Raw genomic sequence first — 25,325 nt, forward strand, 5'->3', positions numbered from 1 at the left:
TGAAAATACGTCCTTTAATAAAGGGCTAATGCTACAATGAGCCACAGAGAAAGTTAATCAGTTATGGAGCTTGTGTGCATCTATTGCCAATTTTTGAGGTAGCAGGATCTGTTGTTACTGCATTAAAACAATGTCCCCAAGTCTTACTTCACGCCCCCACAGGGGCGGGAAAATCAACCGCACTGCCACTGTATTTGCTTCAACAAAATATATTTGATGGCAAAATTATTTTATTAGAGCCAAGGCGTATTGCGGCAAAAAGCATCGCTTATCGTTTAGCAAGTCAACTCAATGAAGAGGTGGGTAAAACGGTGGGGTATCGCATGCGTGCTGAAAGTAAAGTGAGTCAGCAGACGCGCCTTGAAGTGATCACCGAAGGGGTGTTGACACGTATGTTACAGCAAGATCCTGAACTGACAGGTGTAAGTTTAGTGATACTTGATGAATTTCATGAGCGGAGTTTGCAAGCAGATTTAGCATTAGCACTGCTATTAGATGTGCAATCAGGATTACGTGATGATTTACGCCTTTTGGTGATGTCTGCAACATTAGATAATCAAAAATTAACTTCACTATTGCCGGATGCGCCGATGATTAGCTCTGAAGGGCGTAGTTATCCTGTTTCACGGCACTATTATCCTATTCAATCACACCTGCCTTTTGAACAAGAAGTTGCCACGATGGCGCGACGTTTGCTTACACAAGAGACGGGCTCTTTACTTGTTTTTTTGCCCGGTAGTGCAGAAATTATTAGAGTCGCGCAATTATTAGCTGACAAAGTGGATAAACATACCTTAATTTTTCCACTTTATGGGGCACTTTCATTAGCACAACAGCAACAGGCCATAGAGCCTGTAGAAAAGGGATATCGCAAAGTTGTATTAGCAACAAATATTGCAGAAACCAGTTTAACAATCGAAGGTATTCGCTTGGTGCTCGACAGTACCATTGAAAAACGTGCCCAGTTTGATTTAAAAAGTGGTGTAACAAGCTTATTGCGCCAACGAATAAGTCAAGCTTCACAAACGCAAAGAGCGGGGCGGGCAGGACGTCTTGAAGCCGGAATTTGTTGGCACTTAATCAGTCAGGAACAAGCTGAGCGCGGGGCAACTCACCAAGTACCTGAAATTTTATCTAGTGATCTCTCTTCGTTATGGCTTTCAATATTGCAATGGGGATGTCGTGATATAAACCAACTCTCTTGGTTAGATACACCTACACCAGCAGCAATAAACGCAGCTAAAACATTATTGCAACGATTAGGTGCCATTGATAATCAAGGGGGATTAACCTCGCGGGGAGTACGTATGGCACAGTGGGGCATCGATCCCCGATTGGCGGCAATATTAGATTATGCTAGTGAAAAAAGTGAGCATCATCTTGCTACCGCAGCAAGGCTGTGTGCCATTTTAGAACAGCCACCAAGAGACAGAGAGATTAATCTTGAATGGCTGATCCAACAGAAAAATCATCAATGGTCACAGCGTGAAAAACAGCTATTACAGCAATGCAAAGGGCAATGTCGCCCAGAATTATTAGCATCACTATTGAGTGTCGGATTTGCAGATAGAATAGCCAAAAACCGTGATAATCAAGGTCGATTTCGTCTCGCTAATGGGCAAGGCGCAATGATGGATAATACTCAACCAATGAGCCAATCGCCGTGGATTTTAGCACCATTGTTGTTGCAAAATGCACATTATGCGGATGTGCGAATTTTATTAGCCTTACCTATTGATATTAATGAAGTATCCTCTATCTTTCCGGAATTGATACAAGATAATACCACCGTTGAATGGGATGAAAAGCGCGGTACACTTCTTGCGTGGCAACAGCGCCAATTAGGTCAGTTAACCGTTAGCCAAATGCCATTAGATAAACCTAATAAAGCGCAAATGCAAACGGCATTATTAAATTGGTTACGTAAACAAGGATTAAGTGCTCTACCCTTAAGTGAAGAGAGCAAGCAACTGTTTATTCGCCTTGCTTTAGCGCAAAAGTGGTGCCCTGAGGCCAATTTACCTGTATTGAATGAAGCCGTTTTATTAGACTCATTAGAATTGTGGTTACAACCTGAATTAGGCGATACCCAATCACTTAAGGCACTGCTACAAATGGATATTAATGGGATAATTAAAAATCAGTTAACTTGGCATGAGCAACAATTATTGCAAGAGCTGTTCCCAACACACTATATTGCTCCAACGGGCACTAAAGTGATGATTAGGTATGATTTAGATAATCCGCCGATTATTGCTATCAGGATCCAAGAGGTTTATGGTGAAAAACAAAGTCCTATTGTGGCAAAAGGGCAATTACCTGTAGTGATGGAGTTACTTTCTCCGGCTATGCGACCTATCCAAAAAACACAAGATCTCGCTACTTTTTGGGCCGGAAGCTATACACAAGTACAAAAAGAGATGAAGGGGCGATATCCCAAACATTTGTGGCCAGATTCACCCGCAACAACGGCCCCCACTCGACGTGTAAAAAAATGGAGTTAGCGCGTATTTATACGTGCTGAATAACAATTTGAGAGCTTTCCTGTGGGATAGCTTGGAAAAATAGCGACAATGTTAGGCTTCTTTACCCTAAGGGTGTGGTGAAGAGGTTTTAATGAGAGAAACTGTTCATGAGTAGAAAGAAAAAACCAGTAAAGAAAACCAATAGAAGGCGTTCTTGGTTTTGGTTATTTGTTAAAATCGCCATTGTGGTTGCGGTTTTAGTCGGCATCTATGGTGTTTATTTATATTCCCAAATTAAAGAGCGCCTTGACGGTAATGTATGGGAATTGCCTGCTGCCGTTTATGGACGTACTGTCAATTTAGAACCTGGCATGAACTATAGCCAAAAAGAGATGGTAAGTTTACTGGAAGGTATGCAGTATCGCCATGTCAATAAAATCACCCGTCCTGGGGAATTTGTCGTTAAAAATGGCACTATAGAGATGTTACGTCGACCGTTTGATTTTCCAGATGGTCGCGAAGAGCAAATTTTAGCGAAATTGACCTTTGAACAAAACTCATTGGTGAGTATCACCAATATGAATAATCAGCGTCAATTTGGTTTCTTCCGCCTCGATCCTAAGCTTATCACTATGATGCAATCGGCTAATGGTGAACAGCGTCTATTCTTAGCAAGAGATAAATTTCCTCAACTATTAGTCGATACATTAATTGCTACGGAAGATCGCCGTTTTTATGAGCATGATGGCATCAGTATTTATTCTATTGGTCGTGCGGTGTTAGCGAACTTTACCGCAGGTAGAGCGGTACAAGGGGGAAGTACTTTAACGCAGCAATTAGTAAAGAACTTATTCCTAACCAATGAAAGAACGCTAAAAAGAAAGCTTAATGAAGCCTATATGGCGATTATTATGGATGCGAGCTATAGCAAAGATCGTATTTTAGAGCTGTATCTTAATGAGGTGTTCTTAGGGCAAAGTGGTGATGAGCAAATTCGTGGTTTCCCACTGGCTAGCCTTTACTATTTTGGTCGACCTGTTGATGAACTAAGTCTTGATCAACAAGCATTATTGGTTGGAATGGTGAAAGGGGCTTCTGCATACAATCCATGGCGCAATCCTAAGGCTGCATTAGAGCGCCGTAATGTGGTACTAAAATTATTACAGACCCAACAAATTATCGATCAAGAGCTTTATGATGTATTAAGCGCACGTCCTTTAGGAGTAAAACCTCGTAGCGAAGCGCTAACGCCACAACCGGCATTTATGCAGTTAGTTCGTCAAGAGCTACAAACTAAATTAGGTGATCAGGTTAAAGATTTATCGGGGACTAAAATTTTTACAACGCTTGATCCTGTTTCACAAGATGCAGCGGAAAAAGCGGTAGAAGCGGGAGTTGCTGATTTACGTAAAACACGCAAAATCAACGATCTCGAAGGCGCGATGGTCGTTGTAGATCGCCTCAGTGGTGAGGTTAGGGCGTTAGTGGGCGGTTCACAACCACAATATGCCGGTTTTAATCGTGCCATGTCCGCTCGTCGTTCAATTGGCTCATTAGCAAAACCGGCAACTTATTTAACCGCATTAAGTGAGCCTGAGCGTTTTCGTTTAAATACCTGGTTGGCGGATGAACCTATTTCAGTGCCTATTCCGGGAGGAAAACCATGGCAACCACGTAACTACGATCGTGGTTATAAAGGGCGATTAATGTTGGTGGATGCTCTTGCTACATCACGTAATGTACCAACGGTTAATCTTGGTTTAGAAGTCGGGTTAGACCAAGTGATCAAAACGTGGATCAAACTAGGTGCCCCTGCAGAAAATTTAGAAAAAGTACCAGCGATGTTACTTGGCGCACTAAACTTAACTCCAATGGAAGTGGCGCAAACTTTCCAAACAATCGGAAGTTTAGGTAATCGCGCTAAATTATCGGCATTGCGCTCCGTTATCAACCAAGATGGTACGGTGCTTTATCAAAGCTACCCGCAAGCAGAAACAACGGTTTCTCCACAAGCAGCATATATGACACTGTTTGGTATGCAACAGGTGGTTAATTCAGGTACAGCAGCACGAGCATTAAAACCTAAATTTGGTCAATATAACCTTGCAGGTAAAACCGGAACCACCAACGACTTACGTGATAGCTGGTTTGCGGGTATTGATGGTAAAGAAGTTACTATTGCATGGATGGGACGTGATAATAATGGCCCAACTAACTTAACAGGATCGACAGGGGCATTGATCCTTTATCGTCATTATTTAGAAAATCAAACACCATTAACATTAAATCCACCTGTACCAGAAGATATAGCACAGATGTCGATTAATGCTGAAGGTAACTTTGTTTGTTATGGTGGCGGCGTGCGTACATTACCTGTGTGGACAGCAGATCCTGATAGCCTCTGTACACCGTTACCACAAGAGAGCGACGGCGACGATAGTGCGGCACCTAAATGGTTACGCGATCTGTTTTCTGAGTAATTATTCGCAATACTATTGAGATAAAAAATATCCTCCTGCAATCGCGGAGGATATTTTTTTGCCAGCAATACCAGCAATAAATGCTATTTAAGTAATGAAAGATTACGCTTTCATTTTGCTAAAGGCGTATTCAGCCGCATCGATAGTACGTTGAATATCTTCTTTGCTATGAGCAATAGACATAAAGCCAGCTTCAAAAGCCGACGGAGCGAGGTAAATACGTTTTTCTAACATTAAGTGGAAGAACTGTTTGAAGCGTTCGACATCGCAGTTCATTACGTCTTGATAGCAAGTCACTTCTTTGGCATCGGTAAAGAATAAACCAAACATACCGCCTACATGGTTTACTACCATAGGGATACCTGCTTGTTGTGCTTTTTCAAGTAAGCCATCCGCTAACATAGTAGTAAGTTCATCCAGTGTTTGGTGAACTCCCGGTTGTGAAACTTCTTGCAAACAAGCTAGACCCGCCGCCATCGCAATGGGGTTACCCGATAATGTTCCCGCTTGGTAGACAGGACCGATAGGGGCTAATTGAGACATCACTTCTTTATGTCCGCCGAAGGCGCCTACAGGCATGCCACCACCTATAATTTTACCTAAACAGGTCAAGTCAGGATCAACATCGTAATAAGCTTGTGCGCCGCCTAATGCGACACGAAAACCTGTCATTACTTCATCAATAATCAGTAATGCACCAAATTCATCACATAATGCACGTAATCCCGGTAGAAAATCGGCTTTAGGTGGAACACAGTTCATATTACCGGCAACGGGTTCAACAATAATACAGGCGATTTCTTCCGGATAATTTTCAAATGCTTGACGTACTGAATTTAAATCGTTGTAAGTACAAGTTAAAGTGTGTTTAACAAAATCAGCAGGAACACCTGGAGAGTTTGGTTGTCCCATCGTCAATGCACCAGAGCCTGCTTTGACTAATAAGCAGTCTGCATGTCCATGGTAACAGCCTTCAAATTTAATGATTTTGTCACGACCGGTGTAGCCACGAGCAAGACGAATGGCACTCATGGTGGCTTCTGTACCTGAGTTCACCATACGAACCATATCCATCGAAGGCACTAACTCAGTGACTAAATTTGCCATTTCCACTTCAGCAGCCGTAGGAGCACCAAAGCTTAGGCCTTTTTGCACCGCATCAGTTACAGCGTGGCGAATAGCGGGGTGATTGTGGCCTAATACCATCGGTCCCCATGAACCGACATAGTCAAGATAAGCACGTCCATCGGCATCATAAATATACGCACCATTAGCACGTTCAATAAAAAGCGGTGTGCCACCAACACCGTTAAATGCTCTAACCGGTGAATTGACGCCACCAGGTATCACTTGTTGTGCGAGATTATAAAGCGTTTCAGACTTGCTCATGTCAGACTCCTAATGATGGGTGAGCGTAAGATTAACGCCTATTCTAAAGCACAGTGCAGATGAAGCCAAATACACGACAACAACATTTTGATTTATCATTGTTATTGTTCGAGTTGGCACTCATTAATAAAGAAAAGTTGTGTATCAAAAAGTGCATTTTGTCCACAACAAACTTGAAGGTTAAGAGCAGGTATTAGATAATCATCACATTATATCAGCAAGAAGCATCAATTTTTGCTGGCTGTTTTTTACTGGATTATCCAGTCTGGAGTGAACAATGAGTGATGATATGGCTCTGCCGTTACAATTTACAGATGCGGCTGCAAATAAAGTAAAAGATCTAATTGCGGATGAAGAAAACCCAAATCTGCGTCTACGTGTTTATATCACCGGTGGTGGCTGTAGCGGATTCCAGTATGGTTTTACCTTTGATGATGCTATGAATGAAGGTGATATGACCATAGAAAAACAAGGCGTTGCCTTAGTTATTGATCCAATGAGCTTGCAGTATTTAGTGGGTGGCTGTGTTGATTATACTGAAGGCCTTGAGGGCTCACGTTTTATCGTCACCAATCCTAATGCGAAAAGCACTTGTGGTTGTGGTTCATCGTTTAGTATCTGATTTTTATATTATTTGACGTCGTGGCTACACTGCCGTGCCACGGCGTTAGCAATCCCCACATCTTTCTATATGCTCCGCTCACTGCACGTTATTGGTTGTGTTGCAGTATTTTTTGTCACTGTTATTTTTGCTTATCGAGTGAATAACTTAATACCGTCCTTTTAAATCTTCATTAATAATGACTCCGGCTTTTCTTCTAATTTAATATTCTTTAAGTTTTATTATTTGATACTCCATTTATGGCTATTATTTTATAAAATCACTATTTTTAACTATATAAGTTTATATTTAGAATAATCATCTAAAATAAATCAATTTACTGGTGCGAGTTTTTTAACCATTTTGAATAAAAATAAGAGGTTACTTATTATTAACAAAATTTGGTATTTTTCTTCTTGTAAATCAACAAGGTTACATTTTGTTACAAAATACACATTTTGTTACAAAGTTTAAATCTATGTACATTAGTGCAGTCTGGCTTTTATTGATTTATTTTCGAATATGAAAGAGAAAATGCATATTTTTTTATACAGATATAGTAATACGAAAGTAGAAAATATCGACTTTGCAATTATTTTACGCTAAGTCACTTATGCTATGGAGATAAAACCTGCCTTGGTCTCCCTCTTTGCTTTACATTCCTTAAATTTTACTTAAGCTATTCTTATTAAATCGCAGTGTGCACAGGCCGATTTTTTGAAAAGGATATCAACAATAATAGTGTTGTTGAGAAACAATGATTTACTGTTAATGAAGGATTTATTATGCCAACTCCATGCTATCTCTCTATTGAGGGAAAAACCCAAGGTAATATTACTGAAGGAGCATTCACTGCTGAATCAGTTGGAAATATTTATGTTCAAGGTCATGAAAATGAGATGCTTATTCAGGCATTTTCTCATGTAGTTACTGTGCCGACAGATCCACAATCAGGGCAACCTGCGGGTCAACGTGCTCATAAACCTTTCCGGTTTACGGTAGCGTTAAACAAAGCTGTTCCTCTGTTATATAACGCATTAGCATCAGGAGAAATGTTACCTAAAGTTGATTTAAAATGGTATCGCACCTCTGTTGAGGGTAAGCAAGAGCATTTCTTTACCACCACACTAACAGATGCGACCATTGTGAATATCGATTGCCAAATGCCTCACTGTCAAGATCCTACCAAATCAGATTTTACTCAGCTCATCGAGGTCGCTTTATCTTATCGCAAAATTGATTGGGAACACACAATTGCGGGTACTTCTGGTGCTGATGATTGGCGAGCACCTCTTGAAGGTTAATCTCTTATGATTTATGGGCTCTATATTGAGCCCATATTTATAAAAATAGATAAAGTATTTAGCTTGCTTTCTATCTATTTTATAAGTGTTTGCCGCAATAAATGGAGTTGCTATGTCAACAGATGAAGCAAATAACACACCAAAACCTCGTTTAATATTAGATGAACCAGTTTTATCCCATTCTTCTGGAATAATGATCTCAGCAGCAGAGCAACGTGCTCGTATACAAAGACATGTCGAACTTCTTGATATGTTAGAACAAGGGTTACTGAAAACGGGTTTAGTTTTTACTTGCCAAGTAGCTGGATTAGCTGACGATACTTTTCAAGTCACTCAATTTGATTTAAACGAAGGACTTTCTGAGCTATTTACACTCACTATTCAAGTCGTGAGTACTCAAAGTGATATTGATTTTTCATATTATTTGGGAGGGGCATCATCACTTACAGTAAGAAGAAACGGTAAAAAAATTCGTACGGTACAAGGTCTATTATCGAGTGCAGAACAAAGTAATACTGATGGTATTAAAACTTGGTATCAGTTAGAGATCCGTCCTGAAATGTGGGTGATGACACTTAATCAAGATAGTCGCATTTTTCAGCATAAAACAGTACCTGAAATCTTAAAACATTTACTTGATGAAGCACATATCAAATATGATAACAGGCTCTACCAACCTGAACTTCATCAACCTCGTCATTATGTTACTCAAAAACGTGAATCAGCTTATGATTTTTGGTGTCGTTTAGCTTTTGAAGAGGGAATTAACTTTTGGTTTGAGGAAGGCCCGAAGCTTTTTTACAGCGATAATCATTTAGGCATGACGGCGGGGATCACTTTAACTTATAACCCACAGTCTGAAACAGATATTACCGACAGTACTGCAACGAAATGGCGTTATATAGAACGTTTATGCAGTGATGTCCGTATAGATAAAGACTATAACCAAATACGTCCTTCCTACCCCTTATCGCAACAAACAACAGGGAAAAATCATCAACAACACCCTATATTTGAAAGTTATGGTCGCTTTCAAGAAGATGCACAGGGCCAGCCATTTAATCAACTGCGTTATGAACAATCTCAAAACCATCGTCAAACGGGCTATGCACAAACTAATTGTTTTGCTCTTATGCCTGGTAAGATATTTACCTTAACTAATCATCCGTGTACAAGAATGAATGAATGTTGGCAAGTAGTTAGCGTTACTCATCATGGTGTACAGCCTTTAGGAGATAACAGTGAAGGACAAGGCACTCAACTTTCTAATCACGTTACCTTTATTCCGAGTATGCAAGAGTGGCGACCACCATTTCATTATAAACCATTAGCTGATGGTGATGAATTAGCTACAGTTGTTGGTCCAGATGGAGAAGAAATTTATACCAATGAACAAGGTGCTGTAAAAGTTTATTTTCATTGGGATAGAAGAGGAACACCTGATCATAGTGGATCGTGCTGGCTTCGGGTTGCGCAGGGATGGAGTGGCAATGGTTTTGGCTTTATAGCTATCCCGCGTGTAGGGCAGGAAGTGATTGTTTCCTATTTAAATGGCGATATTGACAGACCTATTATTACGGGATGTACTTACAATGGTCGTAATACACCACCGCTTGATTTACCGAAAGAAAAAACCAAAACCACATTTCGTAGTAAAACTCATAAAGGTACTGGATTTAATGAACTAAGATTTGAAGATGCGGGTGGCCGTGAAGAAGTGTATTTGCATGCACAAAATGATTTAAATATTCATGTGCAACATGATAGTCATTGGCATACCGAACATGATGTTAGGCAACGGATAGATAATCAAAGAGTAACTGAAATAGCTGGTGATGAGCATTTTATTTTGAAGGGAACACAAAAATCATTAATTGAAGGTAATGTTTCATTACAAATCAAAGGCGCGAAGCATTGCAAAGTAAATGATGCATTAATAGCTGAAAGCGGTAAGGAAACTCATTTTAAAAGTGGTGGAAAAATTATTCTTGAAGCTGTAAGCGAAATTACCTTAAAAGTAGGAAGTAGTTTTATCCGCCTTACCCCAAATGCAATCTTTACTTCTGGAAATTTAGATATTGGATCAAGTGGACCAGGAATAGGTCAAGATCCTAACATTCAACTACCTGATGGTGTCACTCCTTTTGAACAACCCCTTTTTGCGATTAAAAAATATTGTGTTTTAACAGCAAATGAAGCAGGTAGTTTATTAATAAAGCCAGCTAAGGACGAAAATTAATGATACCTTTAACATGGATGCAATGGAGTGATAATATTTCGCAAGGAGATATTTATTTTTTTATCAATTCAACATTTGTATTAGATACTATTAATTTTTTTTATAGTAATGATTGGATTGAAGAAGCTATTCCTTTATACAATAGAGAAACTAGACTTTCTCATTTAGAAGACATAAGCCCTTGGTTAATTAAAATAAAATCTCTATCAAGGTATAGCTTAGCAAAAAAAATAGATGAATTTTTGATGGAAAAGTATAATTGGGGTTGGGTATATCATAGTGAATTGAATTGGGATGTTCAAATTACGCATTGGAAAAACCATCAAATAGTTATAGTTAATAATGAAGAAGTCCATTTGAGACTATTTGATCCAAGAGTAGCAGGAATATTATTCCCTCATTTAAAAAAAGAAGATTGGTTTTCATTAATGTATCCAGTTAATAATGCATATATTCCATTTGATAATGAGAATTTATTTTTTGAAAAACCAAAAGAGATATTAAAAGTACAGAAAGAAATTTCACCATCTATTTATACACTTCCTAGCTATCTTTTAGATGCTTGGCGTCATTCAACACATATGATTAATTTAGTTGTTGAGAATCTTATTCTCAACTTTTGGGAAGAAAATGGTGAGCTTGCTTATTCTCTTTTTTCACGAGAAAAAGATATTAAGGAGGTTATTTATAAATGGGTTAATAAAGAAAGATTAAGACATACTGATATTGCTTATTTAAATAATAAAAATTTATTAAGTTATTTATTAGATGTAAATCTAATCAAAAAGGACGAAATATAAATGACGGATAAAGCAGATTGTATATCTTGTGGTAAAAAATGGGTTGAAATTTATCTTGTAGATGAGTTTAATCAGCCTGTTTTTGATATTGAATATGAATTATTCCAAGTCTTTGGTCCTATGACTGAACCAAGAAAAGGAAAAGTAAAATCTGATGGTATAATAATAGAAGATGAATTGTTTGATATTCCAATTACGCTTAGATTAGATACTCAATCGTTAATAGAAAAAATGAGTGAAAGAAAGCTAAGAAAATTAAGAGGAGAAGATAATTCTATTGTTAAGTCAAAAGCAATAGAAATGAATCGTAGCTATCGCTATACAACAATAGGACCATTATGCAAAGATAAAATTGATATTGATAATAAAGAATATCAAGATAAATATCCTTTTTATCATTTTCCTGAGCAAGAAGCATTTAAAGGATTAACATTATCAAAGCTAAATACTGTCTATGTAATTGAGATTTGTCCATTTAGAGTTTGGTCATTGATTTTGCACCATACAGAACAGTATTCTATGATTAATGCTTATAATTTAGGTCTTTTAAGTCAATTAATTTACAATAATGATAATTTATATGATCCAAATTCAGTCAGAAACTTTTTTGAGCGACAATGCTTTGATCTAAGTCGCTACCCTGTGGTCAGAGAAAAAAATATTAAAGCAGAATATCCTGCTATTGTTATTGATGTACCTTTTGATGAACGTTATGATAAAGCGATATTTTTAGATACTGAAGATAAAGTGCAGCATGGATCTTATGCTGAAGGAAGTACTCAATTATTCTATATTCAGAATAAAGAACAATTTATTATTGCTTGGCGAGGCTCTCAGGAAGGTACTGATTGGGTTGATGATTTTACTTATCGTTCTAAAGATATAAAAACCCATGCCTCCGAATTTAAGATAGATGGTAAAATACATAAAGGTTTCTTAGACGCTTATCAATTAGGGAAAAAATTCTTTCCTGAGAGATTTTCTGAAATGAAAAAAATGTCAAGAGAAAGAAAGTTGTTTATCTGTGGACATAGCTTAGGAGGAGCTTTAGCTTTGGCTCATGCTACAGAATTGAGTGTAAATAAACCATTGCTTTATACTTATGGAGCCCCGAGACTATTTACTATCTCTGCACTCAAACAGCTACAAAAATTTACTCATTATCGTCATATAAATAACAATGATATTGTCTCTAGAGTACCACCAGAAGCAAGCTTAGATAATTGGTTATTTAATATCTATGGGATTTTTGGCACTATATTGGGTGGCGCTATATCAATTGTTGATTTACTTGGACAGAAAATGATTACTCAATATGGTGAATATTATTTGCACCATGGTAATCCAGTTATATTTTATGAAGTATGTAATTTAATTGAGTATTATGATGAAAAAATACCCAATGCAACTCATACATGGCATTATAGTTATTTTAATGATCGTAATAATAAAACTAAGCTTTATATTGTACCTGAGATTAATAAAAAAATATTAAATAAATCATTTGAAAAAGAAAAAGAATTTATAAGCAATTTAAGTGAAGAAGATAAGAAAGCGATTTTTCCTGAACAAAAAAATCCAGAAGGTAATGGTGGTACTAGTGTAACAGATCATTATATGGGCAGAGGCTATTTGCCTTTTTTACATGATCAATTATTAGAGTTAATTGATCATGATAAAACACCTAAGCGTTTAAAATCTCGCGAAAGGTTTAAAGTAGCTCTTGAAAATAATACTAATATTATTAATCCTGATTTGTATAGAAAAAAAACATTAGAAGCATATCGTCAGCGTAATTTATATTTTTTAGATTTGCAAAATAGCATGGGAAATTCACTTATTCCAATGCAAGAAAACCCAAAAGAAGTTGATATGTTACAGCAATTTAAGGAGCAAACATATGAGATATTTAATCAATAATTGTCCACTTATTATTTTAGGGAGCGTTGTTTTACTATTATCAGGTTGTCATTCACTAACTTCTAAGATAGATACAACATTTTTGCCCCCAGAAAATGGTAGAACAGTTAAAATTTCGGTTGATGTGCCGGATATGGCTGAATTATTGCCAATGAAAGTCATGTATCGTTCAAATCTTTGCCAAAAAACATATCATAATAATGAAGTACCTAAATATACAGTACCCGGTTTTAATAGTGAGATAATAGCATTAGAAAAAAGAGAGAATAGCTCATTATATAGTACAGAGATCCCTTATAGGGGAGGCGGAAAATGTGATTGGCAATTAAGTAATGTTACATTAAGATTGACATTAAAAAAGAATAATTCTTTTACTAAAGATATTGTTGATATAGTAGGAACCGGAGTAATTATTATTTTTGATAATAATCAACCTCAACAAACTGGTCATAAACCAATTAAAATAAAGGGTAGTTTTGATATAGTAGAGCATTATTTCCCGTGGGTAAGTGATTCATTTAAAAATAGTAATGATATTAGCTTATGGTTATATGGAAAAGAACTTTTCCTTTATTACCAATCTCGTGATGCTCAACAAATAACATGGAAGCCCATCATTCATAGTGATATTGTGGTTTATTCTGAATATCCAGCAGAGGAAAAAACAGAAGGTGTAAGTACAATCTATTCTTATCCAGATGGTACAAAAAGTGCAAATAGGGATGGGAAGCCTGATTACAAAAAACTACTCTCTTTAATTAATTCGTCATCGTAATAATTAAAATAACCATACTAGCACAATACAAGGGTAAAATATTCTTTTAAAAAGATACTATAAATACCGGAAGAACTGTGTTAATTGGTTTTTTTGATTGATTAACACGACGATAAAGTTATTTGTTTAGATGATGAAGTGAACTGTTCTTATAGTTACATATTAGTCACTATGGAATAAAAAATGAATATTATTAATAAATATTGTCTTTTTTTACTATCAGTAGTGGAGATATTACTATTATCAGGTTGTCATTCACTAAGTTCTAAGATAGATACAACATTTTCTCCCCCAGAAAATGGTAGAACAGTTAAAATTTCGGTTGATGTGCCGGATATGGCTGAACTATCACCAATGAAAGTCATGTATCGTTCAAATCTTTGCCAAAAAACATATCATAATAATGAAGTACCTAAATATACAGTACCTGGTTTTAATAGTGAGATAATAGCATTAGAAAAAAGAGAGAATAGCTCATTATATAGTACAGAGATCCCTTATAGGGGAGGCGGAAAATGTGATTGGCAATTAAGTAATGTTACATTAAGATTGACATTAAAAAAGAATAATTCTTTTACTAAAGATATTGTTGATATAGTAGGAACCGGAGTAATTATTATTTTTGATAATAATCAACCTCAAAGAAGTGGGGGAAGAGCAATAAATAAAAAAGGAGATTTTGATATTGTTTCTGATTATTTTCCTTGGATAAATAGATCATTTAAAAATAGTAATGATATTAGCTTATGGTTATATGGAAAAGAACTTTTCCTTTATTACCAATCTCGTGATGCTCAACAAATAACATGGAAGCCCATCATTCATAATGATATTGTGGTTTATTCTGAATATCCAGCAGAGGAAAAAACAGAAGGTGTAAGTACAATCTATTCTTATCCAGATGGTACAAAAAGTGCAAATAGGGATGGGAAGCCTGATTACAAAAAACTACTCTCTTTAATTAAGCCGTCATCGTAATAATTAATAAAAAACAGACTAGACTAATATTATTGATTTTACTTATTATTATCTTTAATAGCCTCACAAATCTGTTGAGCCGCATAAATAATACGTGGTGCTGGTCTGCTAAAACTATCTTCATCAATAGCGATAATAGGAATATCTAGTTGAGGTTGCCAAAATTGTTGTATTGCGGCAATTTGGTTTGGTTTACCACTAAATAAAATCAAATCAGGTTTTTTACTGATCACTTGCTCGCGGCTGACTTGTGGCCAAGGAACTGCACTATTCGCAAAAATATTTTCTCCGCCACAAAGTTCGGTAATCTCATTTTGTAATGAATGTTTTGATGTCGTAAATAGGGGTTGCATACCAAATTGAATAAAGACTTTTTTCTTCGCTTGATGAGGCGTCGTTGAGGCGTACTTTTGCTGTAATTCTTGATATTGCTGACGTAATTTTTGTGCACTTGCTAAAGCGACTTCAGGATGAGTGCTATAAGAAGAAAGTCGGGTAAGATCGTCAATGATTTCTTCGATACTGTGTGGATCAGAGTAAATAATAGGGATACCCAATGATTTTAACTGATCGAGCGGTCGTTGAGGATTACCGCTTGGCCATGCAATAATTAAATCAGGTTTTAATAGCAAAATGCGTTCTACATTAATGCCTTGCCAGTCGGCAACTTGTACGAGATCTTTTGCTGCTTGTGGATAATCAGAATAAGCGCTCGCCGCAACCATATTCTCTCCCATACCTGCGGCATAAGCCATTTCCGTGGCAGACGGGGATAAAGTAATAACACGTTGTGCGGGAGTGGCTGCGATAACATAACAAGGTGTCAATATCAGGCTTAGCAGCAGTGCAAAAGTGTTTAAGAAACGCATTTTTCTCGTCTTTATAGTCAAATATACCCGTCTATTTTTATCTTACCTGCTGAGCTAAAAGAGAGACGGGTTTGTTAAGCGGCTTATCGATTAAATAAATTAAAACTGAGTCTCTGTTTTTAATTTATCAAGCATAGTAGTGACCATTAAGCTTGATTGTTGTGCGGCAACAGATAAAAACTCATCAAAACTTAAATGCGATTCTTTATCTGCCACATCTGAAATGGCACGAACAACAACAAAAGGTGTATCAAATTGATGGCAAACATGTCCAATAGCGGTTGATTCCATCTCAACAGCGACGACTTCTGGAAAAGTACGACGAATACGTGCTAATGGCTCGGCACCATTAATAAAAGCATCGCCACTACAGATTAATCCACGCACGGCATTTAATTTTAGTGATCCAATACACTCTTGAGCAATATTGACCAGTTTGGGATCGGCAATAAATGCCGGCGGGCATTGTGCCATTTGTCCTGGTTCATAACCGAAAGCAGTAACGTCGGCATCGTGATAACGTACTTCTGTTGATACGACAATATCGCCAACATTTAATTTTGCATCTAACCCACCTGCAGAGCCGGTGTTGATCACAACATCAGGGCGAAAATGTTCAAGTAATAGTGTGGTACCGATGGCGGCTGCCACTTTACCAATGCCTGATTTTAGTAATGCAACATCTACACCATTGATTTTGCCAGTATAAATTTCACAACCACCACGAGAGACTATTTCGCAGTTTTCAATTTGTTCACGCAGAAGTTTGACTTCTTGTTCCATTGCACCTATTACGCCAACTCTCATTGTGTCATACTCCCTTGTAGGTTAATAATATATAGCGTTAACCAAGAGTTTATCATTTATCGCAAAAACACGATATAACGCAGCGAATTCGTTTCATCGATACCAGAAAGAGGATAGAAATGATCGATTTTAAACTGAAGTTAAATTATCAACGCAAATATAACAGCAGTGATATCGATATTGATGATGAAATGCAGATCTCGCGCCAATTTGAAAGCGATCGCGGGCGTATTATTAATTCAGCGGCGATCCGTCGGTTACAACAAAAAACACAGGTATTTCCATTAGAGCAAAATTCGGCGGTACGAAGTCGATTAACCCATTCGCTGGAAGTACAACAAATAGGCCGTTATATCGCTAAGCAAATAATCGGCGAACTAAAAAAGCATAATAAATTAGAAGAATATGGCTTAAATGAACGGATTGATAGCGTTGAAAGTTTAATTGAAATGGCGTGTTTAATGCACGATATTGGCAATCCTCCTTTTGGTCATTTTGGTGAAGCTGCAATTAAACATTGGTTTCGTAAGGTGTTAGCACCTGATGCTTCCATAGAATTTGATAATTGTCCTTTTTTACCTATTCGCTATTCAGCAGACCGACATTTAAATGAATTAAAACAGACTTTGCGTCAAGACTTATGCCATTTCGAAGGCAATGCTCAGGCAATTCGCATGGCGCATCACTTGTTAAAACTCAATTTAACCTATGCGCAAATTGGCTGTGTTTTAAAATATACACGTCCAGCTTATTGGCAAGGTGCTACGCCGAAAGAATTTAGCTATTTAATGAAAAAACCAGGTTATTACTGGTCTGAAGCTGAATTTGTTAAAGAAGTGCAAGAAAAACTTGCAATGAAAGATTTTTGTCGTTTTCCACTGACTTATATTATGGAAGCGGCAGATGATATTTCTTATTGTATTGCTGATTTAGATGATGCGGTAGAAAAAGGCATTTTTGATATCAATCGCTTAGTGCAGTTATTAAAAAATGCATGGAGTGAAAGTGGTGCGGTAACAGAAGGTGATCTGTTTGATATCACTGTTAATCGAGCTTTTAAAAAAGTGGATCAAAATGAAGCTAAGCGTAGCATGCAAGATCAATTTTTTATGTATTTGCGCGTCTATATTACCGGAAAATTAGTACCTTACACCGCCTATCGCTTTATCAAAAACTTACCTCAAGTTTATGAAGGCAACTTTAACCATGCTTTACTGGAAGGAAAGAGTGCTGAACATCGTTTATTGACAACGTTAAAACGAGTGGCGCAAAAGTGGGTATTTAGTCACCCCGAAGTTGAAGAGCTTGAAATGAAGGGCTATCGAGTGATCAGTGGGTTATTGGATATTTATAAGCCATTGCTTTTATTATCGACCGATGATTTTCTAAGACTACATAAATATAATGAACATCCTCATTATGTTATTGAGACGCGTTTATATCATAAGCTTTCGATTAAACATAAGCTTGCTTATAATGAAGCATTAGAAAAAATTTACGATATTAATAGTGAAGAGGGAAAAACCTTAGAGTTTTATTATCGTACAAGATTGATACAAGATTATATCAGTGGTATGACCGACCATTATGCATATGAAGAATATAGAAAATTAATGGTATGTGATTAATGTGTAATCGATTGAAATATCTATCATATTGATTAATGATAATTTTTAGATTTTTCTTAGAGATAGTTACGCGTTATTAAAATAACAGAAAATATTTGTTATTAATTGTAAGTATATTCAATGTAAACGTTATATATAATAGTTTTTAGTTATAGAATAATATTAAATCTATATAAAAGAGTACTTCTACTTGTTAGCATAAAAATATTTTTCGATTTCATAAAAATATTGCTTATATCAGTTAAGTAAATAACTTGTTCGATGGTATACTCTCCTCATATCTTATTCTAAATGGTCTAGTAAACACTTAATTCTGTTTGCGGAGTGAAAATGTCAAACTAGGCTGTTTTAGAGTTAATCCGCAATAGATTCATAAAATTTAATACTATGGTGCAGTTTTATTCCCCTAAAAAACGTCCTGCTAAAAAACAGGTAAAAAACTTGGCGGTAACCGCTAATGCATTGGATGCTAACGGTCAAGGTATTGCTCATGCTGAGGGCAAAACCATTTTTGTTAAAGGATTACTTCCACAAGAAACTGCACGCATTCGTTTGACCGAAGAAAAACGCCAGTTTGCCAAGGGAGAAGTGATCACACGATTAACCACAAACCCAGAAAGAGTGACACCACCCTGTCAGTACTATCAACATTGTGGTGGGTGCCAGCAACAACATGTGCCTATTGATTGGCAACGTACCACTAAAGCTGAGGTTTTATCACATCTTATTAAACGTGAAACTAATGTAGTCATTTCAGCACAGCCTGTTATTGCCGGTGCGGAGTATGGCTATCGGCGCCGAGCAAGATTAGGGTTACGTTATCACCCTAAAAAGGGTTTGGTAATGGGATTTCGCCAAGCACTTTCTAATGACTTAGTGATGGTCACCCAATGCCCAGTATTAAAACCACAACTTAATGTACTGTTATTGCCACTGTGGCAGTGTTTAAAGCAACTCTCTGTCGTGCGTGATTTAGGTCATGTGGAATTAGTGTTAGCAGATAATGGGCCATTAGTGATTTTGCGTCATTTATCACCGCTATCTGAGGGTGATAAGCAATTGTTAGATGATTTTTCTCATCACGCTCAAGTGATGATATATCTGGCGGGTGATAATGGTGAGATCGCACAATTAACAACGATTGAGAAGGAACCCTTCTATCAGATAGAGGGTCTAAAATTACACTTTGCACCAACGGATTTTATTCAAGTTAATGATGAAATAAATCATAAGATGGTTGCTCAAGCGATAGCATGGCTCGATTTATCGCCAAACGATCGCGTACTAGACTTGTTTTGTGGCATGGGTAACTTCACATTACCTATGGCAAAGCGTGTTGATAAAGTCGTTGGGGTCGAAGGTGTTCCTGCACTGGTGGCGATGGCGAAAAAAAATGCTGAACTTAATCAATTAGATAATGTTCAGTTTTGGCATGCTGATTTATCCGCCGATTTTTCTGCTATGCCTTGGGCACAGGAAGGATTTAATAAAGTTCTGCTAGATCCCGCAAGAGCGGGAGCTGCACAAGTGATGTCACATATTGTGACGTTATCCGCAGAAAAAATTGTGTATGTTTCCTGTAATCCGACCACGTTAGCCAGAGATAGTAAGATATTATTAGATTCCGGATATCAGCTAACCCAGTTAAGAATGTTGGATATGTTTCCACAAACAGGGCATCTGGAATCAATGGCATTGTTTATTCGCAAATAAACAGATAGCCACTCAATAAGTCGCAGATAAGATTTATATCGAGTAGGGAGAGAATATGGTTGCAGTTAGAAGTGCTCACTTAACACCTGCAGGGGAGTTTGCCGTTGATAAATGGGTTAATAGCTTGAATTTAACTCATGCGAATGCGGGGAGTGAAATCATGCAAACCTGGGAATACTGTCATCGTACTGTTCTGGGCCGTGAAGATGCGCAACTGTTGCTATGGCGCGGTGTTGAGATGGTTGAACTTCTTTCGACACTCAGTATGGATAAAGATAGCATGAGGGCAGCACTTCTCTTCCCACTTGCTGAAGAAGATCTTATTAACCAGGAAGTTATCACTGAACATTTTGGTGAGGCGATATGGAATTTAGTGCGTGGCGTAATGGAGATGGATGCTATTCGCCAGCTTAAAGCGACACATACCAACGAAACTAGCTCAGTACAAGTCGATAATGTACGCCGTATGTTATTGTCTATGGTAGAAGATTTTCGTTGTGTAGTTATTAAACTCGCAGAGCGGATTGCCCATTTACGTGAAGTGAAAGATGCCACTGAGGATGAACGAGTCTTAGCGGCAAAAGAGTGTTTTAATATCTATGCACCATTAGCCAATCGATTGGGGATTGGACAATTAAAATGGGAGCTTGAAGATTTCTGTTTCCGTTATCTTCATCCTGATGAATATAAGCAAATTGCAAATTTACTGCATGAACGCCGTATTGATCGCGAACAGTATATTGATAATTTCGTCAGTACGGTGCGTGGTTATATGCAGCAAGAGAATATTGAAGTCGATATCTACGGACGTCCCAAGCACATCTATAGTATTTGGCGAAAAATGAAGAAAAAAAATCTCGCCTTTGATGAGCTATTTGATGTTCGTGCGGTACGTATTGTTGTCGAACGCCTACAAGATTGTTATGCCGCTTTAGGTATTGTACATACTCATTTTCGTCATTTACCCGATGAATTTGATGATTATGTTGCCAATCCAAAACCAAATGGTTACCAATCTATTCATACGGTAGTACTTGGCCCTGAAGGTAAAACCGTTGAGATCCAAATACGTACTCGTCAGATGCATGAAGATGCTGAATTAGGTGTTGCAGCGCATTGGAAATATAAAGAAGGTGCTACTGGTGCAACAACCAAAGGCGGGACGGGAAGTTATGAAAATCGTATTGCGTGGTTACGTAAATTAATTGCATGGCAAGAAGAGATGGCTGATTCTGGTGAAATGCTAGATGAAGTACGTAGCCAAGTATTTGATGATCGCGTCTATGTCTTTACGCCAAAAGGGGATGTGATTGATTTACCTGCAGGCTCGACACCATTAGATTTTGCTTATCATATTCATAGTGATGTTGGTCATCGCTGTATTGGTGCTAAAATCGGCGGGCGCATCGTTCCATTTAGCTATCAGCTACAAATGGGCGATCAAATTGAAATTATTACTCAAAAACACCCTAATCCAAGCCGAGATTGGCTAAATCCTAATCTTGGTTATGTGACAACCAGTCGTGGTAGAGCAAAGATCCACAACTGGTTCCGTAAACAAGATCGCGATAAAAATATTATTGCAGGCCGCCAAATCTTAGATAATGAATTAGCGCCGCTTGATATTAATATGAAAGAAGCAGAAAAACTGCTGATTGCTCGTTATAACGTCCATAGTCTTGATGAAGTGCTGGCAGGTATAGGCGTTGGTGATATCCGTATCAATCAATTAGTCAATTTCTTACAAAGTAAGCTGAATAAAGCCACAGCGGAAGATGAAGACAAAGAGGCGTTACGCTCATTAGAAAATAAAACGGCTACACCAAAAACAACCACGTCAGGTGGTGGCAGTATTGTGGTCGAGGGTGTCGGGAACTTAATGCATCATATCGCACGTTGTTGCCAACCTATTCCAGGCGATAATATCGTTGGATTTATTACCAAAGGACGTGGTATTTCAATTCACCGTGCAGATTGTGATCAATTAGCTGAGTTACTTTCTCACGCACCAGAGCGTATTGTCGATGCGGTGTGGGGTGAGAATTACTCAAGTGGTTATTCATTAGTGGTACGGGTTGTGGCTAATGATCGTAGTGGTTTATTACGCGATATCACCACTATTTTAGCTAATGAAAAAGTGAATGTGCTGGGAGTTAGTAGCCGCAGTGATGTGAAGCAACAAATAGCGACCATTGATATGAATATTGAGATTTATAATCTCCAAGTATTAGGGCGTATTTTAGCGAAACTCAATCAATTACCTGATGTCATAGAAGCCAAACGCTTTTCTCATTAAGACATTGGTCACCTTAACGGATAAAATGCCAAGCACAATGTGTCTTGGCATTTTTTTACGAAATTTTGTTAACTCGACATAACGATCACTTTTATATACAAGGCCAGATAATGTCAGAAAACCGTGAAATTTTACGTTTATTAGCCATTATGGCGCAATTACGTGATCCTCAAACAGGCTGTGAGTGGGATAGGGTACAAACCTTTGACACCATAGCCCCCTATACATTAGAAGAAACCTATGAAGTACTAGATGCCATTGCCCGCAAAGATTTTTCCGCACTTAAAGAGGAGTTAGGGGACTTACTCTATCAAGTCGTTTTTTATGCCAGAATGGCGCAAGAGCAGCAATTATTTGATTTTAATGATGTCTGTGAAGCTATCAGCAATAAATTAGAACGTCGTCATCCACATATTTTTGCTACAGAAAATGAAAATAATTTAGCGACTGAAAAGCATCGTTGGGAAAAAATCAAGGCTCAAGAGCGTGAAGCGAAAGCACAATATTCATTACTTGATGATATTCCTGCTACTTTACCGGCACTAATGAAAGCAGAGAAAATACAAAAGCGCTGTGCCTCCGTTGGCTTTGATTGGCACGAGCTTTCTCCTGTATTAGATAAAGTGTATGAAGAAATAGATGAAGTGATGGCAGAAGTGAAAAAAGCCCCTAGAGATGATCAACGTATTGAGGATGAGTTGGGGGATTTGCTTTTTTCTGTGGTTAATTTATCGCGCCATTTAAAACAAAAGCCAGAGCAGGCACTTAATCGAGCTTGTCGTAAATTTGAGCAACGGTTTAGGTTTGTTGAAAAAATGCTCACAGAGCAGGGTATAAACATAGAAAATGCTTCATTAGAAGAGATGGAGATCGGTTGGCAAAAAGCGAAGGAAAAAGAAATTGAGTGAAGAATGACTCATCATTATTTGTTTTTGTGACATTAAGTGCGAAAAATAATAGATGAAATCTCATTGTTTTTGCTCACTTTTTATAAAAAATTATAAAAGGCGAAATTATAAAAGGTAATTTTGCTTTTTTTATTTTAGGTGGCTTTAAATATCGTTGTTGCATTTGATTTGCTAAAAAGTGTGATTAACCTCAAAAAAATTAAAAGCATGATCATAAGCAAAAGATATGTCACGAAACCTGCTACACTTTATATCGTGAAAAAAATAAAGCATCTATTCTCTAAAAGTGATATCTTAGCTGAAAGGATTAAGCTAAAATGCTTGAGAAATATTTTCACGGGTTTAGTTGATTGAATTTTTACTGTTTTTTCGTGTTTAAACGGATAAGTAATGTGATGAAAAAGAACTTTATACAACTAAGAATGTTTGTAGCGAAAATAAGGTTCGGGTATACTGTGTTCCCGTCCAGTTATATCCATCATCCAAATACACCTAAACTTTCAGGTTCAGCATGAAAACGAATTATATTTTTGTGACCGGCGGGGTCGTATCCTCTCTGGGTAAAGGCATTGCCGCAGCCTCTTTAGCGGCTATACTAGAAGCCCGTGGACTCAATGTCACCATGATGAAGTTAGATCCGTATATTAACGTCGATCCAGGTACGATGAGCCCAATTCAACACGGAGAAGTCTTCGTCACTGACGATGGAGCTGAAACTGATCTTGACTTAGGCCATTACGAGCGCTTTATTCGCACGAAAATGACGCGTCGTAATAACTTTACGACCGGCCGTGTATACTCAGAAGTGCTACGCAAAGAGCGTCGTGGTGACTATCTTGGTGCTACTATCCAAGTTATTCCTCATATCACTAATGAAATCAAAGAACGCATCATCCGTGGCGGTGAAGGTCATGATGTCGTGTTAGTTGAAGTTGGTGGTACTGTCGGTGATATCGAATCACTTCCTTTCTTAGAAGCTATCCGTCAAATGGCGGCAGAAGTAGGGCGTGAGCATACTTTCTATCTGCACTTAACATTAGTGCCTTATTTAGCGGCTTCGGGTGAAGTAAAAACCAAACCAACGCAACACTCTGTAAAAGAGTTACTCTCGATTGGTATTCAACCAGATGCATTAATTTGTCGCTCAGATCGCGTTATTCCAGCTAATGAACGCGCCAAAATTGCACTGTTTTGTAATGTTCCCGAGAAAGCGGTTATCTCATTAAAAGATGTCGATTCCATTTATAAAATCCCTGCACTCTTGAAATCGCAAGGATTAGATGATTATATCTGTAAACGATTCAGCTTAGATTGCCCAGTGGCAAATCTGTCTGAATGGGAACAGGTTATCTACGAAGAAGCCAACCCTGAAGGCGAAGTTACCATTGGTATGGTTGGTAAATATGTTGAATTACCAGATGCCTATAAATCAGTGATTGAAGCATTAAAACATGGTGGTTTCAAAAGCCGTGTTGCGGTAAATATCAAATTAATTGATTCTCAAGATGTGGAAACTCGTGGTGTAGAAATCCTAAAAGGGTTAGACGCAATCTTAGTTCCAGGTGGTTTTGGTGAACGTGGTGTTGAGGGCAAAATTATGGCTGCTCGATATGCACGTGAAAATAAAATCCCTTATTTAGGCATCTGTTTAGGTATGCAGGTGGCTATGATTGAATTTGCACGCAATGTTGCCAATATGGAAGATGCTAACTCCACAGAGTTTGCACCTGATTGTAAATACCCAGTTATTGCGCTTATTACTGAATGGCGTGATGAGAATGGCAATCTTGAAGTGCGTACAGAAAATAGTGACTTAGGTGGAACAATGCGCCTTGGTGCACAACCTTGTCATTTAAGTGGCGATAGTTTAGTGCGTACTCTGTATGGTAAAAATACTATTACAGAGCGTCATCGTCATCGTTATGAAGTGAATAATCTACTGTTAAAACGTATCGAAGATGCGGGTTTACGTATTGCAGGTCGTTCAGTTGATAACAAGCTGGTGGAAATTATTGAAAATCCAAATCATCCTTGGTTTGTTGCTTGTCAATTCCACCCTGAGTTTACCTCAACGCCACGTGACGGCCATCCGTTATTTGCTGGCTTTGTGAAAGCAGCCTTTGACTACCAAAAAGGCTTGCTAAAATAGGATA

16 protein-coding genes and 1 pseudogene are annotated in these 25,325 nt (G+C 37.7%); 14 read left to right on the plus strand and 3 right to left on the minus strand.

Translation table 11 applies throughout. The features are described 5' to 3' along the window. Window positions 1–74 precede the first annotated feature (74 nt). Both hrpB and mrcB read left to right on the plus strand, forming a co-directional pair. The gene (hrpB, locus tag PMI_RS00975) at window positions 75–2,504 is read left to right on the plus strand and encodes an ATP-dependent helicase HrpB (protein ID WP_012367502.1); all 2,430 of its coding nucleotides are present in this window, start codon (window positions 75–77) and stop codon (window positions 2,502–2,504) included. A 131-nt stretch (window positions 2,505–2,635) separates the two neighbouring features. Beyond that, a pseudogene (gene mrcB, locus PMI_RS00980) lies at window positions 2,636–4,945 on the plus strand (bifunctional glycosyl transferase/transpeptidase); the annotation flags it as partial. Window positions 4,946–5,047: 102 nt separating this feature from the next. Here the strand turns inward: mrcB and hemL are convergent. Further along, the gene (gene hemL / locus PMI_RS00985) at window positions 5,048–6,334 is read right to left on the minus strand and encodes a glutamate-1-semialdehyde 2,1-aminomutase (protein WP_012367503.1); all 1,287 of its coding nucleotides are present in this window, start codon (window positions 6,332–6,334) and stop codon (window positions 5,048–5,050) included. 277 nt (window positions 6,335–6,611) lie between these two features. On the opposite strand from hemL, the gene erpA reads away from it, so the two are divergent. The 7 genes from erpA to PMI_RS01020 all read left to right on the plus strand — a co-directional run bounded on the left by erpA (window position 6,612) and on the right by PMI_RS01020 (window position 14,951). Beyond that, window positions 6,612–6,956 (plus strand): iron-sulfur cluster insertion protein ErpA, encoded by a 345-nt coding sequence (gene erpA / locus PMI_RS00990; RefSeq protein ID WP_004244992.1) that lies wholly within the window; start codon window positions 6,612–6,614, stop codon window positions 6,954–6,956. 764 nt (window positions 6,957–7,720) lie between these two features. Next, window positions 7,721–8,239 (plus strand): Hcp family type VI secretion system effector, encoded by a 519-nt coding sequence (locus PMI_RS00995; protein ID WP_004252498.1) that lies wholly within the window; start codon window positions 7,721–7,723, stop codon window positions 8,237–8,239. A gap of 250 nt (window positions 8,240–8,489) precedes the next feature. Further along, window positions 8,490–10,478: a type VI secretion system Vgr family protein gene (locus tag PMI_RS01000; RefSeq protein ID WP_041707118.1), complete on the plus strand. Its 1,989-nt coding sequence runs from the start codon at window positions 8,490–8,492 to the stop codon at window positions 10,476–10,478. Further along, window positions 10,478–11,278 carry a DUF4123 domain-containing protein gene (locus PMI_RS01005; RefSeq protein ID WP_012367505.1) on the plus strand — a complete coding sequence of 267 codons (801 nt, stop codon included), beginning with the start codon at window positions 10,478–10,480 and terminating at the stop codon, window positions 11,276–11,278. The genes PMI_RS01000 and PMI_RS01005 overlap by 1 nt, the downstream gene beginning before the upstream one ends. Beyond that, window positions 11,279–13,198: a lipase family protein gene (locus PMI_RS01010; protein ID WP_012367506.1), complete on the plus strand. Its 1,920-nt coding sequence runs from the start codon at window positions 11,279–11,281 to the stop codon at window positions 13,196–13,198. Next, the gene (locus PMI_RS01015) at window positions 13,179–13,973 is read left to right on the plus strand and encodes a hypothetical protein (RefSeq protein WP_012367507.1); all 795 of its coding nucleotides are present in this window, start codon (window positions 13,179–13,181) and stop codon (window positions 13,971–13,973) included. The genes PMI_RS01010 and PMI_RS01015 overlap by 20 nt, the downstream gene beginning before the upstream one ends. Before the next feature lie 183 nt (window positions 13,974–14,156). Beyond that, window positions 14,157–14,951 carry a hypothetical protein gene (locus PMI_RS01020; RefSeq protein ID WP_012367508.1) on the plus strand — a complete coding sequence of 265 codons (795 nt, stop codon included), beginning with the start codon at window positions 14,157–14,159 and terminating at the stop codon, window positions 14,949–14,951. A gap of 38 nt (window positions 14,952–14,989) precedes the next feature. Here PMI_RS01020 and btuF read toward each other — a convergent pair whose 3' ends face one another. Together btuF and mtnN are read right to left on the minus strand one after the other, a co-directional pair. Beyond that, window positions 14,990–15,820, minus strand: a complete 831-nt coding sequence (gene btuF / locus PMI_RS01025) for a vitamin B12 ABC transporter substrate-binding protein BtuF (RefSeq protein ID WP_004252487.1) — start codon at window positions 15,818–15,820, stop codon at window positions 14,990–14,992. A 99-nt stretch (window positions 15,821–15,919) separates the two neighbouring features. Further along, window positions 15,920–16,627 carry a 5'-methylthioadenosine/S-adenosylhomocysteine nucleosidase gene (mtnN, locus tag PMI_RS01030; protein WP_004244989.1) on the minus strand — a complete coding sequence of 236 codons (708 nt, stop codon included), beginning with the start codon at window positions 16,625–16,627 and terminating at the stop codon, window positions 15,920–15,922. A gap of 119 nt (window positions 16,628–16,746) precedes the next feature. Between mtnN and dgt the strand changes: the two genes are divergently transcribed. The 5 genes from dgt to pyrG all read left to right on the plus strand — a co-directional run bounded on the left by dgt (window position 16,747) and on the right by pyrG (window position 25,321). Beyond that, window positions 16,747–18,255, plus strand: a complete 1,509-nt coding sequence (dgt, locus tag PMI_RS01035) for a dGTPase (protein WP_012367509.1) — start codon at window positions 16,747–16,749, stop codon at window positions 18,253–18,255. 387 nt (window positions 18,256–18,642) lie between these two features. After that, a complete protein-coding gene (rlmD, locus tag PMI_RS01040) occupies window positions 18,643–19,968 on the plus strand; it encodes a 23S rRNA (uracil(1939)-C(5))-methyltransferase RlmD (protein WP_004244987.1) in 1,326 nt (441 codons plus the stop codon). A 55-nt stretch (window positions 19,969–20,023) separates the two neighbouring features. After that, window positions 20,024–22,264: a GTP diphosphokinase gene (gene relA, locus PMI_RS01045; protein WP_004244986.1), complete on the plus strand. Its 2,241-nt coding sequence runs from the start codon at window positions 20,024–20,026 to the stop codon at window positions 22,262–22,264. A gap of 110 nt (window positions 22,265–22,374) precedes the next feature. Continuing rightward, window positions 22,375–23,172 carry a nucleoside triphosphate pyrophosphohydrolase gene (gene mazG / locus PMI_RS01050; protein WP_012367510.1) on the plus strand — a complete coding sequence of 266 codons (798 nt, stop codon included), beginning with the start codon at window positions 22,375–22,377 and terminating at the stop codon, window positions 23,170–23,172. A gap of 511 nt (window positions 23,173–23,683) precedes the next feature. Continuing rightward, window positions 23,684–25,321 carry a glutamine hydrolyzing CTP synthase gene (pyrG, locus tag PMI_RS01060; RefSeq protein ID WP_004244983.1) on the plus strand — a complete coding sequence of 546 codons (1,638 nt, stop codon included), beginning with the start codon at window positions 23,684–23,686 and terminating at the stop codon, window positions 25,319–25,321. Window positions 25,322–25,325 lie beyond the last annotated feature (4 nt).

Source organism: Proteus mirabilis HI4320, assembly GCF_000069965.1.
Classification (GTDB): Bacteria; Pseudomonadota; Gammaproteobacteria; order Enterobacterales; family Enterobacteriaceae; genus Proteus; species Proteus mirabilis.

What these genes read in the sequence shown, in the direction of transcription:
- hemL (WP_012367503.1), bottom strand. Translation starts at nt 6,334, where the DNA reads ATGAGCAAGTCTGAAACGCTTTATAATCTCGCACAACAAGTGATACCT.
- erpA (WP_004244992.1), top strand. Translation starts at nt 6,612, where the DNA reads ATGAGTGATGATATGGCTCTGCCGTTACAATTTACAGATGCGGCTGCA.
- PMI_RS00995 (WP_004252498.1), top strand. Translation starts at nt 7,721, where the DNA reads ATGCCAACTCCATGCTATCTCTCTATTGAGGGAAAAACCCAAGGTAAT.
- PMI_RS01000 (WP_041707118.1), top strand. Translation starts at nt 8,490, where the DNA reads ATGTTAGAACAAGGGTTACTGAAAACGGGTTTAGTTTTTACTTGCCAA.
- PMI_RS01005 (WP_012367505.1), top strand. Translation starts at nt 10,478, where the DNA reads ATGATACCTTTAACATGGATGCAATGGAGTGATAATATTTCGCAAGGA.
- PMI_RS01010 (WP_012367506.1), top strand. Translation starts at nt 11,279, where the DNA reads ATGACGGATAAAGCAGATTGTATATCTTGTGGTAAAAAATGGGTTGAA.
- PMI_RS01015 (WP_012367507.1), top strand. Translation starts at nt 13,179, where the DNA reads ATGAGATATTTAATCAATAATTGTCCACTTATTATTTTAGGGAGCGTT.
- PMI_RS01020 (WP_012367508.1), top strand. Translation starts at nt 14,157, where the DNA reads ATGAATATTATTAATAAATATTGTCTTTTTTTACTATCAGTAGTGGAG.
- btuF (WP_004252487.1), bottom strand. Translation starts at nt 15,820, where the DNA reads ATGCGTTTCTTAAACACTTTTGCACTGCTGCTAAGCCTGATATTGACA.
- mtnN (WP_004244989.1), bottom strand. Translation starts at nt 16,627, where the DNA reads ATGAGAGTTGGCGTAATAGGTGCAATGGAACAAGAAGTCAAACTTCTG.
- dgt (WP_012367509.1), top strand. Translation starts at nt 16,747, where the DNA reads ATGATCGATTTTAAACTGAAGTTAAATTATCAACGCAAATATAACAGC.
- rlmD (WP_004244987.1), top strand. Translation starts at nt 18,643, where the DNA reads ATGGTGCAGTTTTATTCCCCTAAAAAACGTCCTGCTAAAAAACAGGTA.
- relA (WP_004244986.1), top strand. Translation starts at nt 20,024, where the DNA reads ATGGTTGCAGTTAGAAGTGCTCACTTAACACCTGCAGGGGAGTTTGCC.
- mazG (WP_012367510.1), top strand. Translation starts at nt 22,375, where the DNA reads ATGTCAGAAAACCGTGAAATTTTACGTTTATTAGCCATTATGGCGCAA.
- pyrG (WP_004244983.1), top strand. Translation starts at nt 23,684, where the DNA reads ATGAAAACGAATTATATTTTTGTGACCGGCGGGGTCGTATCCTCTCTG.